This is a genomic window from Brevibacillus fluminis (genome assembly GCF_052072235.1).
GTDB lineage: Bacteria > Bacillota > Bacilli > Brevibacillales > Brevibacillaceae > Brevibacillus_D > Brevibacillus_D fluminis_A.
Genome location: NZ_CM125436.1, coordinates 1,589,827 through 1,606,614 on the forward strand (window position 1 = coordinate 1,589,827; position 16,788 = coordinate 1,606,614).

Consider the following 16,788-nt stretch of genomic DNA (forward strand, 5'->3'; position numbering starts at 1 on the left):
GGGGGTAGCTTATGTCAGTCTTGACCGACATTCAAACATCCATCGAGTATTTCAAACACACCTACCCGGAGGAAGAGGTGTGCCTCGCGCTTTATGATTCCGAGAAACTGATTGCCTATTTACCGGGGAAAACGATCGATTTCAAGCTTTCCATCGGCTCACCGTTGTCCGCCATTGCAGGTACGGTCACGGAACAATCCTTTCGCGCGGGACGTCCCATGCGCGATGAACGCGGCCCTGAAGCATTCGGCTTTTCCTATATCGCATCGGCCACCCCCATCTATGAAGATCAGCGGGTTGTCGGCGTGCTGACCGCAATCGTCTCCAACGAGAGAGTGGACGCACTGCGTCAATCTGCGGAGAATTTATCGGCAGTAGCGGAGGAGGTATACGCTACATCGGAACAAATGACAAAAGGGACTGACAAAATCACGACATTGCTGCAACAGCTTTCGGAAAAATCAAGCCAAATGACCGCAGACATCGCCAACATGCACCGACTTCTCGGGATCGTGCACGAGATGGCGGCACAATCGCATTTGCTCGGATTGAATGCGGCGATCGAAGCGGCTCGTGCAGGCGAGCATGGACGCGGTTTCGCGATTGTAGCGCAAGAAATTCGCAAAATGGCCGATCAATCGAAAAACTCTGCAAGCGAGATCGCCCTGCAGCTGCAGCACTTTCTTCAGGGCATCCAGACGATGGATCGCTCGATACAAGAGGTTGCCGCCTATGCGGAGCAGCATCTGTCGGGGATGCAGGAGTTAAACGCATCGTTTGAGCAAGTGTCCAGCACAGCTCTTCGGCTGCACGAGGGGGCAGCAGTGAGCCTGAAACAGTAGGTTTGTTGCTTTTCAACAAACCGCTGGTCGGTATTTTGCTACATGAACTGAGCATTTCTGTTCGACATGGAACGCCAAGCAGCGCCTACTTGTCAAAACTTCATAAATTGGCAGTAAAACAAGGAGGGAAAACAGAGCGAAATCAGTTACAATAGAAGAAACACTCTTTAACAAAGAAAGAAGAATGTCCATTGTCTGAACTGAAAGACTTGTTTTCGGGTTGGATTGCGACCAGACAACTTCTGCGAATTGAGGTGGTTCGGAAAAAAGCGGAACGCCAATCGTTTGCTGGCCGTCTTCTTCAGTATTCAGAAGAAAACGAACTCTTGCTGATCTATCATGACGACGAAAAACAGATTTACAATTTCAAGCTAAATGAAATCGATAGTATACAACCAGCCGGAAAAGGCACCGATTGAAAAGCTTCGTTCGATACATGAAGCTTTTTTATTTTTCAATCGTACGGTATGATTGAATGGAAGAAAAGGGAGTTGCTTCCAAGGAAATGGATGATTTTAAAAACATACGTTATTTGTCAACCGGCACACCGCGTCAGCAAGCGGCCTATGCGGTCATGAAAAAGCTTGGGATCATGGAGACGCTGCACGCGTTCGATCCAATTTTGGTCGGGACGATCCCGCTGGACATTGACATCGGGTCGAGCGATCTGGATATTGTCTGCTGTACGGCTGAGATGGAACTGTTTTCACAGACGGTTTATGAGGCGTACGGGCAGCTTGGCGCATATGCCGAGGGCCGCACGATTGTGCGCGGAATCGAAACGGCTGTGATCGGGTTTCACTATGACGGTTTTCTGTTCGAACTGTTCGCGCAGCCTGTGCCGAGCGAGCGGCAAAACGGGTATCGGCACATGGTGATTGAGGCCCGGATGCTTGCGGTCGGTGGAGCGCGCATGCGCGATGAGATCAGGAAGCTGAAACGCGCGGGCATGAAGACCGAACCCGCTTTTATGCATTATTTGCAAGTGGCTTGTGAGGACCCGTATGAAGAATTGCTTGCATTTGAAACGATGCGCGATGAGGAGCTTTCGCGCATGCTCGCTCGTTGACGGAGGTGGTTGGGTGGAATACGTGTGCAGACCTGTCGGCGACCAAGCGGTGGATGTCGTGTTCGAGCAAGTCGTATGCGAGCGCATCAATCAGCAGGTGAACCGATTGCGCAAAAGCCTGGAGCGGCGCCGGATCAGAGGCGTTATCGAAATGGTGCCGTCATATGCTGCGCTGACGATCTATTATGATCCAGCGCTGCTCGCTTACGAGCGGCTTGTTGCCGCAATTGAAGCATCGTACCGGGACTTGCGGCATGAGCCGGCAAAAGTGCGCAAAGTCTGGCTCCCCGCACTCTATGGGGGCAGTGGCGGTCCCGATTTGGCAGATGTGGCCCGGCTCGCCGGATTGACTGTCGATGAAGTGATCAGGCTGCATGCGGGTGCGGTCTACCGGGTTTACATGCTCGGCTTTGCGCCCGGCTTCCCGTATTTGGGCGGATTGCCGGATTCGCTGGCAACGCCACGGCTGGCAACACCGAGAGCCATGGTGCGAAGCGGTTCGGTCGGAATCGCGGGCTCGCAAACCGGCATCTATTCCCTTGACACGCCTGGCGGCTGGCGCATTATCGCGCATATGCCTGTTACGCTTTTTCAACCGGAAAAGGAACAGCCCTTTTTGCTCGCTGCCTCTGATCTGGTGCAGTTCGTGCCGGTGGAGATGGTGGAATATTGCGATATTTGCCGCCAGATTGAGCGAGGAACCTATCAGGTAAAGGAGGAAATCACATGTCCATCGACTTGAACTGTGACATGGGAGAGGGGTATGGCCGGTATCATGTCGGGAACGACGACGGGATCATGCCCTACATCAGCTCGGCCAATATTGCCTGCGGGTTTCACGCTGGCGACCCGCAGGTGATGCGCCGCACGGTACAATTGGCCAAGCTGCACGGCGTAGCCATCGGAGCCCATCCTGGTTTGCCGGATTTAGCGGGCTTCGGCAGGCGGGAGATGGAGCTGTCTGCAGACCAGCTGTATGCGGACACCGTTTATCAAATCGGGGCGTTGAACGGGTTTTGCTTGGCGGAAAACGTCCGAATGTCGCATGTCAAGCCGCACGGAGCTTTGTACCATATGGTGAATCGGGACCGCGAGCTGGCCTGTGCGCTGGTGGAAGCGGTGCTTGCGATCGATCGCGAGCTGGTCATCTACACATTGCCGCGAGGAGAGCTGCTGCAGGCGGCACAAGCAGCGAATCTGCGGGTTGCGCGGGAATTTTTCGCTGATCGCGCCTATCAGGCGGACGGCACGCTCGTGGCGCGCACGCATCCGCAAGCGATGATCAAGGATGCGGCGACTGCGGCAGCGCGCGTAGCGAACATGCTCGCCCGCAAGCGAGTGGTGACGGTGACCGGCGAGGAGATCGACATGGAGGCTGAGACGGTCTGCATTCATGGCGATGAGCGGCAGGCCGTCCTGTTTGCGCGCAGTATCCGCACCGAGCTGGAGCGGTTGGGAGTCGTGGTGAGTGCGTGTGGACGAACGTGAAGGCCAGATTGAAGTCGTGAAGGCTGGGACGCTGACTACCGTTCAGGATTTGGGGCGGTACGGCTATCAGCAGTACGGCGTACCGGTTAGCGGTGCCGCCGACTCGATTGCGCTGCGCGTCGCCAATCTTCTGGTCGGGAATCCGGAATCGGCTGCCGGGCTGGAGCTGACGCTGACAGGTCCGATCCTGCGGTTTGCGGCAGACAGCTTGATTTGCTTGACGGGCGGGACCGTGGGCGCGACGCTCGACGGCAAACCGATCGAGATGTACAAAAGCATTCTTGCACAAGCGGGCTCGACGCTTCGCGTGGGTCCGGTCGTACGCGGGTGCCGCGCCTATCTGGCCGTGCACGGCGGAGTCGATGTCCCGCCTATCATGGGGAGCCGCTCCACTTATCTTAGAGGCAAGATCGGCGGCTTTCAGGGAAGGGCGCTTGACGCCGGCGATCGTCTCGCAATCGGCCCGTGCAGGAACGGCAGCGCGACGTACGCCAAAACGTTGAAGCAGATGGCCAACCGCCGGCTGCATCCGTCGAGAATACCGGATTACCCTGTGAAAAAACAGGTGCATGTCATCATGGGGCCGCATCGCGATGCATTTACGGAAGCGTGCATCAAGCGATTTTGGGCAGAGGGCTATGCTGTGACGACACAGGCTGATCGGATGGGCGTGCGCTGCCAAGGCGAGCCGCTCCGCCATAAAAGCGGTGCAGATGTAATCAGCGGAGCTGTTCCCGTTGGTGCCGTGCAGATTCCGGCAGACGGCCAGCCGATCATTTTGCTTTGCGATCGGCAGCCGACTGGCGGTTATACGCGCATCGGGACGGTTATTACCGCTGATTTGCCGCTCGTCGCACAGGCGAGACCGCAGGATATACTGCATTTTCAGCCGATTTCGCTGCAAGCGGCCGTGCTGCGTGCGGCTGAGAGCGAAAGGTGGATGAGGCAGCTGCGCCTCGCATGCCTGGCAGGAAGGGGGGAATGTTGATGAACGAGCCGTGGAGCAAAGAGAAAAAATGGTTTTTGTCGGAAGTCGAGGGATTGCTGGGAATGATCCCGTTTCCCATGCTGGTCGTATCGGCTGAGGGAAAAGTGCTTCATGTGAACAGCGCGGCGGAATACGTCTGGAACTGCCCGCAAATTACGCTGTTTCAGCAATCGTTAGGCCAGCTGGTCGATTCAGCCCTTTTGCTGGAAACCGTGCGAAAAGGCAAGCCGGTTCGGGATTTGACGGTGACGATCGTCGACCAGTCAGGCAAAAGGCTGCCCTACTTGTGCAAGGTGCACCCTTTGTATGTAGAGCGCGTAGCCGAGGGGGCGATCCTGCAATTCGCCAAGCCTCCCGCTGAACAGGAGCGCGAACAAAAACGGCGAAATGCCACCCGCTACAGCTTTGATGACATTCGCGGGTCAAGCCCTGCGCTCCTCGCCCTGAAGGAGCAGGGGCGCAAAGTGGCCGGAAACGACTCGACCGTGCTGATTCGCGGCGAAAGCGGGACCGGCAAGGAGGTGCTGGCCCAGGCAATCCACTCCTCGAGCGGGCGGGCTGGCGGTCCCTTCATCGCCATCAACTGCGCAGCGATCCCGGAATCGCTCTTGGAAAGCGAATTGTTTGGCTATGAGGAAGGGGCGTTCACCGGCGCGAAAAAAGGCGGCAAGCAAGGCAAGTTCGAGCTGGCGCATGAAGGCACGCTTTTTTTGGACGAGATCGGCGATATGCCGCCGTTTTTGCAGGTCAAGCTGCTGCGCGTCCTGCAGGAGCGGCGCGTCGAGCGGATCGGCGGCGCTGTGAGCATTCCGGTAAACGTCCGCGTCATCGCCGCCACGCATAAAGACATTACGGAAATGATGATGGCCGGACAGTTTCGCGAGGATTTGTTTTTCCGGCTGAACGTTATTCCGCTGTACGTGCCTCCGCTGCGCGAGCGGAAGGAAGATTTGTATGAGCTGATCTTGCATTACATGAAGAAATTCGGCGAGCGGTTTCAGAAGCCGCCGAAGCGGCTATCCACGGAAGCGTTCCAATGTCTGCAGCGCTATCATTGGCCTGGCAACATCCGGGAGCTGGAAAACGTCGTCGAATATATCGTGAGTTTGGAAACGGGCGATTTGGTCACCGTCAACAGTTTGCCGGCATCGGTCCGCGAACAGCTGCAGGAAGCGGCAGAACAGCCCGTATTGCCGCAGCAGACAGAAGGGCGTATGCCGCCGGGGATCGATGCGCAAATGCCATTGGAAAAAACGGAAGAGCTGTTGATCCTGCACGCCTTGCAACGCTTCGGCCAAACGACGGAAGGAAAGAAAAGGGCGGCGGAATCGCTCGGGATCAGTGTGGCGACCTTATACCGCCGATTACATAAGCTGCAGCGGCAGCAAAAATTCTCGAAATGAGAAAGTTCGCGAAAATTTGATTGAATACGCGAAAAACTGCGAAATCATTACCTCATCATCTCGTATGTCTTGAAGCAAGTTTACTCGCAGAGGCCAAAACCTCTCTTTTTTTTGCGATCCTTGCTTGCGAATGATTGGCACAATTATTGAAAAAGAAAAGAAAGAAGGAGGTGCGTCGCGTGAGAATGTGGATTCATGAGCGGGACGTGCTGGCAATCGCCCAAGGAGCGGAGTATTTGGGCTCCGGGGGCGGAGGCATATCGCCGATTTTGCAAGTTTTGACCGCCAGAGCTGTTGCCGAATATGGTCCGGTTCCGCTGGTGCCGGCATTTGAGCTGAATGATCCGGATTGGATTGTACCGGTTTCCTTCATCGGCTCCCCGCTGATGTTTAATGAAAAATTCATGACCGGCTTCGAGGTGGTCGAGGCGCTCCGCGAGCTGGAGCGTGTTCGCGGGATTCAGGCAGCCGGTTTGACTACGCTTGAAATCGGCGGCTTGAATGCGTTGACCCCGATCTTTACCGCGGCCATGACCAGGCTGCCCGTCATCGACTGCGATGGCATGGGGCGTGCCTTTCCCCAGCTGCAAATGACAAGCTTCCACGCGTTCGAGATTCCGGCAAGCCCATTTGTATTTTGCAGCGACCGGGGGCAGTGCAACTTGCTGGAGCATGCGACCAGCTGGCAAATCGAAGAGGCGCTGCGCGCCAACGTGCTCATGATGGGCGGCTGGGCGGTTTGTTCCGGTTACTCCATGCAAGCGAAACGGTTGAAGGAGAGCGCGTTTCTTCAATCGTACTCCGTATGCCTGGGGCTGGGCGAAGCGGCGGTTGCCTCTGGCGGAGACATCCACCGTTTTTTTGCGGGCATGGAGCGGACTTTTCAATCCTCGCTTTACGGCAAACCGGTAAAAATCATCGAGGGAAAAGTCGTGGACCTGCAGCGGGAAATACGCGACGGGTTGCTGAGCGGCCAGTTGATCGTGCAAGGGACGGGAAGCCACATTGCCGAGCAGGTGGAGGTTTCGTTTTTGACGGAATTCACGCAGGTGAAACGCGGCGGGCAGACATTGGTTACAGTCCCGGACCTTATCTGCATCCTTGATGCCGACACAGCGGAGCCGATCATGATTGAGGATTTGGAAAACCATCACAAGGTTTGGGTCATCGCGATTCCGTGCCCCTATTTGATGAGACATCCGAAAATGCTGGAAGTGGTGGGGCCCGCAAGCTTCGGCATCGCCAGCGAATACGTGCCGGTCAATCAACGGTGGCAGGAGGGCGAGGTGATGAAATGATTTACCGATTAGGCATCAGCATCGATAAAAACTGGGCTTCCTGCGTCCTGATCGATGCGGAAAATCAGATCGTCGCCCATGCGGATGGTTCAGGCAACATTGGCGTTGCGGATACGATCGTCACGCTGCTTATGCGACTGTTTGCAAACGAGAAGATCATGCAGCAGGAGGTCAGCCATGTGATGATCGCGACAAATGACGCGATGTCTCGTCTGCATGACAGCGAGCAGCTGTCACGTGTGGCGGTCATTCGGCTGGGACAGGCATCCGACAGCCTGCCGCCGCTGTGGGGCGCTGACGCGACGCTGCGCCAGGAACTCGGACTCTGGTGCGGGCGATTGAAAGGCGGGCATGAGATCGACGGAACGCCGTCGTTTGGCGGCGGGCCGTCCATCGCGGATACCGAGCGGTTGCTGGATGGCATTCAGCTGGAGCAATATCGCTCCTTTGCTGTCACCGGCATGTTCTCTCCGGTCAACAAAGAGCAGGAGATTCGCATCGGCTCGTGGCTGCACCGGCTGGCGGGAGAGCATGCCAATGTCACCTTGTCGTATGAACTGGGCGGGATTGGCTTTATGGAGCGGGAGAACGCGGCGATTTTAAATGCGGCGCTGTCTTTGCACATGCGCACGGATTTTGAAAAGATGCGGGAGCGGATTCGCTGCTTCGGCTTGCAGGCGCCGCTGTTTTTTGTCCAAAATGACGGAACATTGCTTCCGTTCGATGCTACATTGCGCCAACCGCTGCGCCTCTATTATTCCGACTTTTCTGGAAGCTTGCTGGGCGGGCTGCACGCCTGCGGGCGCAAGGATGCGATCGTCATCGATGTGGCGAGCCATGAGGTAAGGATCGGAATGTTAGAGAACGGGTTTCCCAAAGAGCACAGGCAAGGCCAGCGGATCGCAGGCGTCCGCTTGAATCTGCCAATTCCCGACGTGGTCACGATCCCGTGGAGGCGCGGCGAAGCGGTCGGCAGCAGGCTGGTCGAGCTTGTTTTTCACGCGATCCAGCGGTTTCAGCCGCATTACGACCGCTTGCCGCTCATTTTCGTCGGGGAACGAAGCCAGCAGCTTGTGTCGAGCTTCACCTACCCGTGGGCAGAAGTATTCGTCCCGGGCATGTATCGGACGGTCCGGGCGGCAGGTGCATGTATCGCGCCGGTCGGCGGAACGGTGGACCGGATGTATTGGCTTGAGGAGATGAGCGAGGAGGAGGCATTGGCAAGCGCGCAGGACGAAGCGGTGTCAGCGGCAATCGAGGCGGGAGCGGAACCGGAAAGCGTCCAGGTGCTGTCTGTGCAAAACATTCCGCTGGCCTATGTGCCAAGCAAAGCCGTGCGGATCAAAGCCAAGGCGATCGGCAGGCTCCCGCAAGCAGACCGGCGGATCGGCGTGTAGCTTCCCTGAACCTTTTCGTTTTTTTTCGGTCACCGTGTGGCAGCAAAGCGGCCTGCCAGCAGTTCGGAGGAAGTTGGTCAATCCCCTCCAAAGTCCCAGACAAGCCCCGGAAATCGAACGGGAACCGTGACGCCGGACACTATCACGCCATAAAGGATGTGACTATAATGGAAAAAAATGAAAAGGTAAGGGAGCTAATGAAGATGCTGTACCAACGCAAAGAAGGGTTTCGCTATCGGTTTCCCACACCGCACGATGCAATGCTGACGATTGAGCAGGGAGAGCGTCCCGTTGGGCAAAAAGATCAGGTCAAGCTTCTCGATATCAGCTTGGGGGGAGCCAAAGTATCGGCGCCAGGTTTGAACATCCGGTATGCACAGGAGCCCAAGCATGTGTCCCTCTCTTTTTTGCTCAATGAGAAACCGTTTACCATCCGTGGCATGATGATCTGGAAGCAGCTTTATTTAGGCGAATATCGCTACGGCATACGGTTTGAGGCGGAGCGGTACTCGCAATCGGAATTATTGAACGAACTAAAAAAATGCGCAAAAAGAGAGGCTTCTTGCTAAAGCGGCAGGAATAATTCGCCAATTGTCGAATTTAATCGAACGAGGAAAGCATGGAGGAGGAGAACATTATGGGGTTTTCCGTTCGGGCCAAGATGTTTGGCGGGTTTATTCTCGTCTTGCTGCTGCTTGTCATCGTTGGCGTAGCAGGCATCATTCAAATGAACGGATTGGGCAAAAAAATCGATGAGGCGAGCAAAGTCTGGGTTCCAAAGGTCACCTTGCTAGGTTTATTAAACACGCAATTATCTGACATCGAGAGACAACTTTTGCAAGTGATGAGCGAACCGATCCCCAGCGAGGTAGAGCGGCTGGAGGAAAACCTGAACAAGTCCATCGAAGACTTCGCGAAAGCGGAGCAAAGCTATGCGCCGATGATTTCGTCAGCGCAAGAGAAAAAGAGTTTTGACGATTTCGAAAACACGTGGGCATCGCTCCAGAAAAAAATCCCTGTCATCGTTCAGGCGAAGCGAGACGGAAAGCAGTACGAACAATTCGTCTATTTCCGGGATGCGCACACCGATTATTTGATTGCGAGCGGCCTGATCAGCGATCTGGTGGAACGCAACAAAAAGGACGTCAACAACGACGCGAAGGAAGCGGAAATCGCTTCGCACAATGGACTGATACTCATTATGATCGTTTGCGTTGTGGCGATTCTCATCGGGCTTGCGATCGCTTCCGTCATTTCCAGGATGATTTGCGTGCCGCTGGCGATGATCGCACGTCAGGTAAAACAGGTGACAGACGGCGATTTGCAAGTGGAGCCGCTGTCTACCAAGCTGAAGGATGAGGTCGGCGAGCTGATCCGCAACTTTAACCAAATGACGGCCAATTTGCGGACGGTCATCGGACAAGTCTCGATGAACTCGCATCAAGTGGCTGCCACATCGGAAGAGCTGGCCGCGATCGCGGAGCAGACGGTTCATTCGTCCATGCAGATCGCCAGCTCCATCCAGGAAGTCGCTGCAGGATCGGAAAAGCAAATCGTTGCCGTCGAGCAATCGACAAAAGCGGCCGAACAGATTAAAGAAGGCATGGACGATATTGCCCAAAGCATGGAGCAGGCGACCCAGTCTTCCCAAACCGCTGCCGACAAAGCGACGGCGGGGAATCGCATGGTCGTCCGCGTCGTGGAACAGATCAACCAGATTGACCGGAAAGTGTCGGGCTCGGCTGAAATCGTCTCCCTGCTGGGGACGAAATCGCAAGAAATCGGCAGCATCGTTTCGATGATCACCGATATTGCGAGCCAGACGAACCTGCTCGCGCTCAATGCAGCGATCGAGGCGGCGCGCGCTGGCGAGCAGGGCCGAGGGTTCGCGGTTGTGGCCGACGAGGTCCGGAAGCTGGCCGAGCAGTCGGGTTCTGCGGCAGGGAAGATCAGCCAGCTGATCAGCGAGATTCAGGCGGAAACCGAAAAAGCGGTCGCTTCCATGCAGGAGGGCACCATTGCGGTCAGCGAAGGCAAACATCTTGCGCAAGAGGCCGGTGAGGCGTTCCAGGAGATTTTGTCCGCCGTCGATCAGGTGCTGGAGCAGGTGAAGGACGTGTCCGCCGTCGTCGCTCAGGTAGAGGGCGAGACCGACTCGATGGTCGATTCGATTCAGCATATCGCGGAAGTGACCTCGACCGCCCAGCAAAGCGCAGAGGAAGTCGTTGCGGCAACGCAGCAGCAGAGCGCTTCCATGCAAGAGGTCGCGGCTTCGACCGACAATTTGGCAAAAATGTCCGAGCAGTTGCAGCAGACGATCGGGAATTTCCGTCTGTAATGCATCGCCACAACCCCTAAGCGAAAAAAGCTTGGGGGTTTCTTTTTTGCTGGCAGATCTGGGGGGAAAACAGCCGGTTGCATTGAAATTTTATTGCCACATACGGGATAGCGATTTCATGGTAAGATGAGGGAAGTTGGTTTATGGGGGTTGGAACATGCGTTATGTCAGCATTGAGCAGGTGGAACCTGGAGACGTATTATACCGCAGCATTTATACCAGTGATGGATTGACACTGCTGCAGGCCGACATGCAGCTGACGGTCGGCATGATCAACAAGCTGCGCCGATTCGGCGTTACCATGTTGTACATAAAAGATCCGTTAACAGACGATGTCAAGATGGAGGACGTGCTGACGGAATCCACGCGAAAGGAAGCCATCTCCAATTTGTCCACCGCCATGCAGTGCGTGCAGACGGGAAAGTCGATCGACTTGCGCGGCATACAGAAAACATCGACGAACATCATTGATGAATTGCTGAAAAACAGGAAAGTTCTCGTCAACCTTGCCGATATCCGAACGAATGATAACCATTTGTTCATTCACTCGCTCAACGTATGCATGATGGCAACAGTGATGGGGATCAGCCTGGGCTACAACATGAATCAGCTGAAGGAACTGGCGATAGGCGCACTTCTGCACGACATCGGCAAAGTAAGCAAAGATGATGAAGACGCGGCCAATGGCGAGCTGGGCGAGCAGCATCACGCGTGGGTAGGGTTTAATCTGCTGCGCCGCAAGTACGAAATGAGCATCGTGTCGGCACACGTCGCGCTCCAACACCATGAATGGGTGAATGGAAAAGGCGAACCGCGCGGGCTGGTCGGTGCCGAGATTCATGATTTTGCCAAAATCGTAGCGATTGCGAACTACTATGACAATCTGATCTCCCCTTTTTCCGCTGAGGAAGAAACGCTTCACCCGTATGAAGCGTGCGAAAAAATTATGGCGCTGGCCAACTTCCGCTTCGACCATGAGATGGTGATCCGGTTTTTGCGCTCGGTGGCGACGTATTCGACAGGCTCGTCGATCAAATTGAGCACGGGCGAGGTCGGCGTGGTGATCGATCAAAACCGCGGGCTCCCGACTCGCCCGGTCGTACGTGTGATAAAGCGGGACAAACCGGCAAGCAAGCGGATGGATGAGGAGCATGAAGTGGTCGATATCGATCTGAGCACGGAGACAACCATCTTCATTACGGGCGTTTTGACATAAGATTGTGACAAAATCGAATCATGCGGAAGCAAGCATGGGCATAGAATGACGCTTCCCCTCGTATGTATAGAGAAACGAGGCGGGGAGGCGTGAGACAATGCTGCTGTTTCTGTATGCGACATTTGGATTTTTGCTGTTTGTCGGTATTTTTGCGTACAAGGTGTATCGGTTTACGGTAGAGGATACGACTGCACATGACATGAATTTTGTCTGGGTGGATTTTCCTATTACACGAAAAGATATTCGTATCAAGTAGTTTTGCAAGCAAGCAACTGCGTCAACCCGCGCAAAAAAAAAGCCTAGCTGAATCAGCTAGGTGAAAAAACGAACGTCTATCTGATATATCGGCATAATAAAAAAATTTTTTAGGTTTCCTTAAAAGTTAATCCGCTTACATGGGCTGCTTCCGCATGAGGGGCGGCTTTTTTTCTTCGCAAGGGAAGCGGTGGCCAGCGAAATGGCAGAGCTTGCCTTTACAGGAATGCGACGAACGATTTACATCGCTTTCACACTCGATTAACAATCGTTCGATACAATCAAATCAACAAGTAGATAACGTAAGGTTGGAGCCGAGGAGAAACCTTGCAATAGGAGCTGTCCCCCATGACATCTGTCAAAAGGGGACGGGATGCCTATGCGAGGTTTCTCCTTTTTGGATCGAGAGGGGCATTGCGAATGATCAGTCAGGCGGAGTTTTATGAAAAGCTGACGAGTAAGCGAAAAATCGCTTCGGTAAAGGAAGCGAAAAATTTGGAAAAAGCCTTGCAGGCAGATGTGAGCGCAGCTGTACTTTCGATTGGGAATATCGGCATGATCCAGCGCTACGTCGACTTGTTCAAACATCATCGGCTTCCTGTCTTTTTACATATCGAGCGGATCGGGGGCTTGGCGCAGGATCGCGAGGGCATCGCTTTTTTGGCGCAGATCGTCAAGCCGGACGGAATCGTCACGACCCGCAACAGCCTGATCAAGCTGGCAAAGCGGGAAGGTCTGTTGACCATTCAGCGGGTGTTTCTTGTGGATAGCGATGCGATCCGGTCCGGGATGAACTCGGTACAGGAGACGCAGCCTGACGCCATCGAGCTGATGCCTGCGCTTTTGACCGATTCCATCGAGCGCTGTCGCCAGGAAGTGAAGGTGCCGATCATTGCAGGCGGATTGCTCAAAAATCGGGAGCAGATGCTGGCCGCATTGGCGGCGGGCGCATCGGCCGTATCGATGGGAAGCCGTGAGCTGTGGAAGGAGAACGTCGAACATGAACAACTATGATTGCCTGCTTTTTGATCTGGATGGCACCTTGCTCGACAGCAGGGACATCGTCATCACGGCCGTGCATGCAACGGCGGAGCAATTCGTCCCGGGTGTGTATTCCAAAGAGGCGGTGCTCGCGCGATTCGGCGAGTCGTTTACCGATTTTTTGGCCGAGTGGGATTCGATGCTTGAAGGCAGGTATGAACGCGATGACGTGTATCAAGCGTACCTGGCCCAGGCAAAAGAGCTGGAGGAAAAGCCGGTTCCGCTGTTTGCAGGCGTGAAGGAAAGCTTGTCCCGACTTGTGGAGCTGGGCTATCGTGTCGGTCTTGTCACCAACAAGCAGCGCGAAATCACGCTCGTGAATTTGGAAGCGGCCGGAATTGGCGGACTGTTTGAAATCGTCGTGACGCTGGATGATGTGGAAAACGGCAAGCCAAGCCCGGAGCCGCTGGAAAAGGCGATGGCGCATTTCGGCGTATCGCCGGCACGAACGCTGATGGTGGGAGACAGCATTTACGATTTGGAGGCGGCGCGCGCAGCGCGTGCGGCATGCGCGATTTTGGAATGGTATGGCCCGGGTGAACTCGCAGAGTCATCCCCTGATTATCGTTTTGCCAGCCTCGACGAATTGCTCGAGCGTTTGACCAAAGCCCAAGCGGAGGAGAAAGGAAGGGTAGCGCATGGCACAAGTGCTGTTGAAGCAGGTGGAAAAAACGTATGACAAGCAGGCGGTTGTGAAAGAGCTGCAGCTTGCGATTCCGGACGGTTCATTCACGGTTTTGCTCGGGCCATCCGGCTGCGGCAAATCGACGACACTGCGCATGATTGCCGGATTGGAGAGTGCCACCAAAGGAGAGATCTGGATTGGCAATACGCGTGTCAACGAGCTTCCGCCCGGCAAACGGGACATCGCCATGGTGTTCCAAAACTACGCGCTGTACCCGACGATGAGCGTCTACAACAACATTGCGTTTGGTCTGCGGAACCGCGGGGTTTCCCGCACGGAAACGAAAAAGCTGGTGCACGAGATTGCCGAGATTGTCCAGCTGACGCCCTATTTGGATCGAAAGCCGAGCCAGTTGTCCGGCGGGCAGCGACAGCGCGTAGCATTGGCGCGGGCGATGGTGAAGAAGCCGCAGGTGTTCCTGATGGATGAGCCGCTTTCCAACCTGGATGCGAAGCTGCGCAACCAGATGCGCACCGAGCTGACGGACTTGCACAAGCAGTTGGGCACGACCTTCATTTATGTGACACATGACCAGGTGGAAGCGATGACGATGGGCGACCAGATCGTGGTGATGAACAACGGGCAAATCCAGCAGGTCGCATCGCCGCTTGCCATGTACCGCGACCCGGCGAATCTGTTCGTCGCCCAATTTATCGGCTCGCCGCCGATGAACATTCTTTTTGCAGACGATGAGAAGCCGTTCGTGATGGGATTCCGGCCGGAAAAAGCGGTGATTAAAAGCGGGGGTGCCCAAGCGAGGGCGGCGTTGGCCGGTCTGCCGCAAGACTACCAGATGCGAGGCGAGATTGCGTCCCGCGAGATTCTCGGCTCGGAAACGCTCTATCATATCGCTACCCCACAAGGACGGGTCACAGTCAAAACAACGTCCGATCAGCTGCATGAGATCGGCAAGGCAGTCTCCCTGACGATTTCGAAAGCTGATTTGCATTTCTTTGAAAAACGGACGACCGCCCGGATCATTGGCGATCACTCCGGCATTTTGGACAGTTTGCAAACGGGGGTGCTGGTGTAGATGGTCTGGGCGAAAGTTCGGCCCTATGTGTACATAGCGCCTGCACTCATCTGTTTCGCCGTGTTCTTGTTTTACCCGATCCTCTCCATCGTCTATCTCAGCTTTCACGACTGGACGCTGTTGAATCTGGAAGAGATGGACTGGGTTGGGCTGCAAAACTATGCGGATTTGTTCGCCGAACGCGATTTCCAGGAAGTGCTGTGGAATACCACGCTGTACACAATCGTTACGGTTGTCCTCGGACTTGGGCTGTCCTTTTTGCTGGCGCTGTGGCTCAATCGCAAGGCGAAAATTTACGGCATTATGCAGGCGATGGTGTTCAGTCCCCATATCATTTCGCTCGTCTCCGTCTCCATGCTTTGGGTATGGCTGATGGACCCGCAGTTCGGGTTTCTCAACGCGCTGCTGGAGTGGCTCGGCTTGCCGGGCTATACATGGCTCACCGATCCCAAAAGCTCGCTTGCGTCCTTGATGCTCGTCAATATATGGAAAGGCTTGGGTTACAACACGCTCGTTTTCATCGCCGGACTGCAGAGCATCCCGAAAGACATTTACGAGGCGGCAGCGCTCGATCGCTTCTCGCCGTGGAAAAAGATGTGGCACATCGTCATCCCGATGCTGTCGCCGACGCTCTTTTTCCTCTTGATCATCAACACGATCTCGTCGTTCCAGGCGTTTGACACCGTCGCCATCATGACAGGAGGCGGGCCGGTCAACAGCACCAACATGCTGGTCTACTACATTTATCAGCAGGGGATGGATTTTTACAACGGAGGCTTGGCATCCGCCGCTTCGGTCGTCTTGCTGGTCATCGTCGGCGTGCTGACGGCTGCTCATTTCTTGTTCATGGCAAAACGCGTGCATTATCGCTAAGGAAAACGATCAAAAAAGGAGGAAATGCGTGTGAGTCGCATCGCACTGCGGGCGTTTAAAACCGTGGAGTGGATCGGGCTGTTGTTCGTCGGTCTGGTGTTCGTCTTCCCGTTTTTATGGATGGCCTCGACCGCATTCAAAACAATGCCGGAGGTGCATCAATTTCCGCCCAGTCTGCTCCCTGCCTCTTGGCAATGGGTGAATTTCGCGGATGCCTGGCATTCCGGTCCGTTTCTTACCTACATCATCAACAGCATGATCGTCGCATTCGGCATTTTGGTGCTGCAATTTTTGATCGGCGTGCCAGCCGCTTACGCCTTTGCACGTTATCGGTTTCCCGGACGCAATCTGTTGTTTGCCTTGACGCTGATCGTGCTGATGGTTCCGGGCCAAGTCGTCTTTTTGCCGATTTACATCGAGCTTAGCAATTGGGGGCTGGTGAATACGCTGTGGGCGCTGATTTTGCCATCCGCTGCCAGCGCATTCGGAATCTTTCTGCTCCGCCAGGCATTCATGCAGGTGCCTGACGAGGTGATTGAAGCCGCTCGGCTGGACGATGCCTCCGAGTGGAAAATCATGTGGACGATCATGGTGCCGATGGCCAAACCGGTCTTGGTGACGTTTGGGCTCTTCAGCTTCATCTACCACTGGAATGATTATTTCTGGCCGCTGATCATGACCAACAGCGACGAGGTGCGAACGCTGCCGATCGGAATTTCCAATCTGCATATGTCGGACGGCGGCACCTTGTGGAATGTGATGATGGCGGGCAACTTGATTTTGGTTTTGCCGATTCTCATTGTGTTTTTTCTGGCACAGCGCCAAATCATTCAGGCGTTTGTCTACCAATCCAAATAAAAGA

Annotated in this window: 18 protein-coding genes; all 18 read left to right on the forward strand. The window is 55.0% G+C overall.

The window, feature by feature from the left end:
- Window positions 1–11: 11 nt before the first annotated feature.
- Window positions 12–842 carry a methyl-accepting chemotaxis protein gene (locus ACTID9_RS08075; protein ID WP_441070693.1) on the forward strand — a complete coding sequence of 277 codons (831 nt, stop codon included), beginning with the start codon at window positions 12–14 and terminating at the stop codon, window positions 840–842.
- A 191-nt stretch (window positions 843–1,033) separates the two neighbouring features.
- Window positions 1,034–1,261 (forward strand): hypothetical protein, encoded by a 228-nt coding sequence (locus ACTID9_RS08080; protein WP_441070694.1) that lies wholly within the window; start codon window positions 1,034–1,036, stop codon window positions 1,259–1,261.
- 86 nt (window positions 1,262–1,347) lie between these two features.
- A complete protein-coding gene (locus ACTID9_RS08085) occupies window positions 1,348–1,911 on the forward strand; it encodes a DUF4269 domain-containing protein (RefSeq protein ID WP_441070695.1) in 564 nt (187 codons plus the stop codon).
- Between the two features lie 13 nt (window positions 1,912–1,924).
- Window positions 1,925–2,653 (forward strand): 5-oxoprolinase subunit PxpB, encoded by a 729-nt coding sequence (pxpB, locus tag ACTID9_RS08090; RefSeq protein WP_441070696.1) that lies wholly within the window; start codon window positions 1,925–1,927, stop codon window positions 2,651–2,653.
- Window positions 2,638–3,399 carry a LamB/YcsF family protein gene (locus ACTID9_RS08095; RefSeq protein WP_441070697.1) on the forward strand — a complete coding sequence of 254 codons (762 nt, stop codon included), beginning with the start codon at window positions 2,638–2,640 and terminating at the stop codon, window positions 3,397–3,399. The genes pxpB and ACTID9_RS08095 overlap by 16 nt, the downstream gene beginning before the upstream one ends.
- Window positions 3,380–4,387 carry a biotin-dependent carboxyltransferase family protein gene (locus tag ACTID9_RS08100; protein ID WP_441070698.1) on the forward strand — a complete coding sequence of 336 codons (1,008 nt, stop codon included), beginning with the start codon at window positions 3,380–3,382 and terminating at the stop codon, window positions 4,385–4,387. Before ACTID9_RS08095 ends, ACTID9_RS08100 begins: the two co-directional genes overlap by 20 nt.
- A complete protein-coding gene (locus ACTID9_RS08105; RefSeq protein WP_441070699.1) occupies window positions 4,387–5,790 on the forward strand; it encodes a sigma-54 interaction domain-containing protein in 1,404 nt (467 codons plus the stop codon). Before ACTID9_RS08100 ends, ACTID9_RS08105 begins: the two co-directional genes overlap by 1 nt.
- Window positions 5,791–5,975: 185 nt before the next feature.
- Window positions 5,976–7,088 (forward strand): DUF917 domain-containing protein, encoded by a 1,113-nt coding sequence (locus ACTID9_RS08110; RefSeq protein WP_441072497.1) that lies wholly within the window; start codon window positions 5,976–5,978, stop codon window positions 7,086–7,088.
- On the forward strand, window positions 7,085–8,485 hold the full coding sequence (locus tag ACTID9_RS08115) for a hydantoinase/oxoprolinase family protein (RefSeq protein WP_441070700.1): 1,401 nt from the start codon (window positions 7,085–7,087) through the stop codon (window positions 8,483–8,485). Before ACTID9_RS08110 ends, ACTID9_RS08115 begins: the two co-directional genes overlap by 4 nt.
- A 167-nt stretch (window positions 8,486–8,652) precedes the next feature.
- Window positions 8,653–9,054 carry a PilZ domain-containing protein gene (locus ACTID9_RS08120; protein WP_441070701.1) on the forward strand — a complete coding sequence of 134 codons (402 nt, stop codon included), beginning with the start codon at window positions 8,653–8,655 and terminating at the stop codon, window positions 9,052–9,054.
- Window positions 9,055–9,122: 68 nt separating this feature from the next.
- On the forward strand, window positions 9,123–10,823 hold the full coding sequence (locus ACTID9_RS08125) for a HAMP domain-containing methyl-accepting chemotaxis protein (protein WP_441070702.1): 1,701 nt from the start codon (window positions 9,123–9,125) through the stop codon (window positions 10,821–10,823).
- A gap of 157 nt (window positions 10,824–10,980) precedes the next feature.
- On the forward strand, window positions 10,981–12,039 hold the full coding sequence (locus ACTID9_RS08130) for an HD-GYP domain-containing protein (protein WP_441070703.1): 1,059 nt from the start codon (window positions 10,981–10,983) through the stop codon (window positions 12,037–12,039).
- A gap of 97 nt (window positions 12,040–12,136) precedes the next feature.
- Window positions 12,137–12,295, forward strand: coding sequence for a hypothetical protein (locus ACTID9_RS08135; protein ID WP_441070704.1), 159 nt, complete (start codon window positions 12,137–12,139; stop codon window positions 12,293–12,295).
- A gap of 419 nt (window positions 12,296–12,714) precedes the next feature.
- Complete coding sequence (locus tag ACTID9_RS08140; RefSeq protein WP_441070705.1) at window positions 12,715–13,308, forward strand: glycerol-3-phosphate responsive antiterminator; 594 nt, start codon at window positions 12,715–12,717, stop codon at window positions 13,306–13,308.
- Window positions 13,295–14,014: an HAD family hydrolase gene (locus ACTID9_RS08145; protein ID WP_441070706.1), complete on the forward strand. Its 720-nt coding sequence runs from the start codon at window positions 13,295–13,297 to the stop codon at window positions 14,012–14,014. Before ACTID9_RS08140 ends, ACTID9_RS08145 begins: the two co-directional genes overlap by 14 nt.
- On the forward strand, window positions 13,974–15,053 hold the full coding sequence (locus ACTID9_RS08150) for an ABC transporter ATP-binding protein (protein ID WP_441070707.1): 1,080 nt from the start codon (window positions 13,974–13,976) through the stop codon (window positions 15,051–15,053). The genes ACTID9_RS08145 and ACTID9_RS08150 overlap by 41 nt, the downstream gene beginning before the upstream one ends.
- On the forward strand, window positions 15,054–15,926 hold the full coding sequence (locus tag ACTID9_RS08155) for a carbohydrate ABC transporter permease (protein ID WP_441070708.1): 873 nt from the start codon (window positions 15,054–15,056) through the stop codon (window positions 15,924–15,926). It begins immediately after the preceding gene.
- A 39-nt stretch (window positions 15,927–15,965) separates the two neighbouring features.
- The gene (locus ACTID9_RS08160; protein ID WP_441072499.1) at window positions 15,966–16,784 is read left to right on the forward strand and encodes a carbohydrate ABC transporter permease; all 819 of its coding nucleotides are present in this window, start codon (window positions 15,966–15,968) and stop codon (window positions 16,782–16,784) included.
- Window positions 16,785–16,788: the final 4 nt, after the last annotated feature.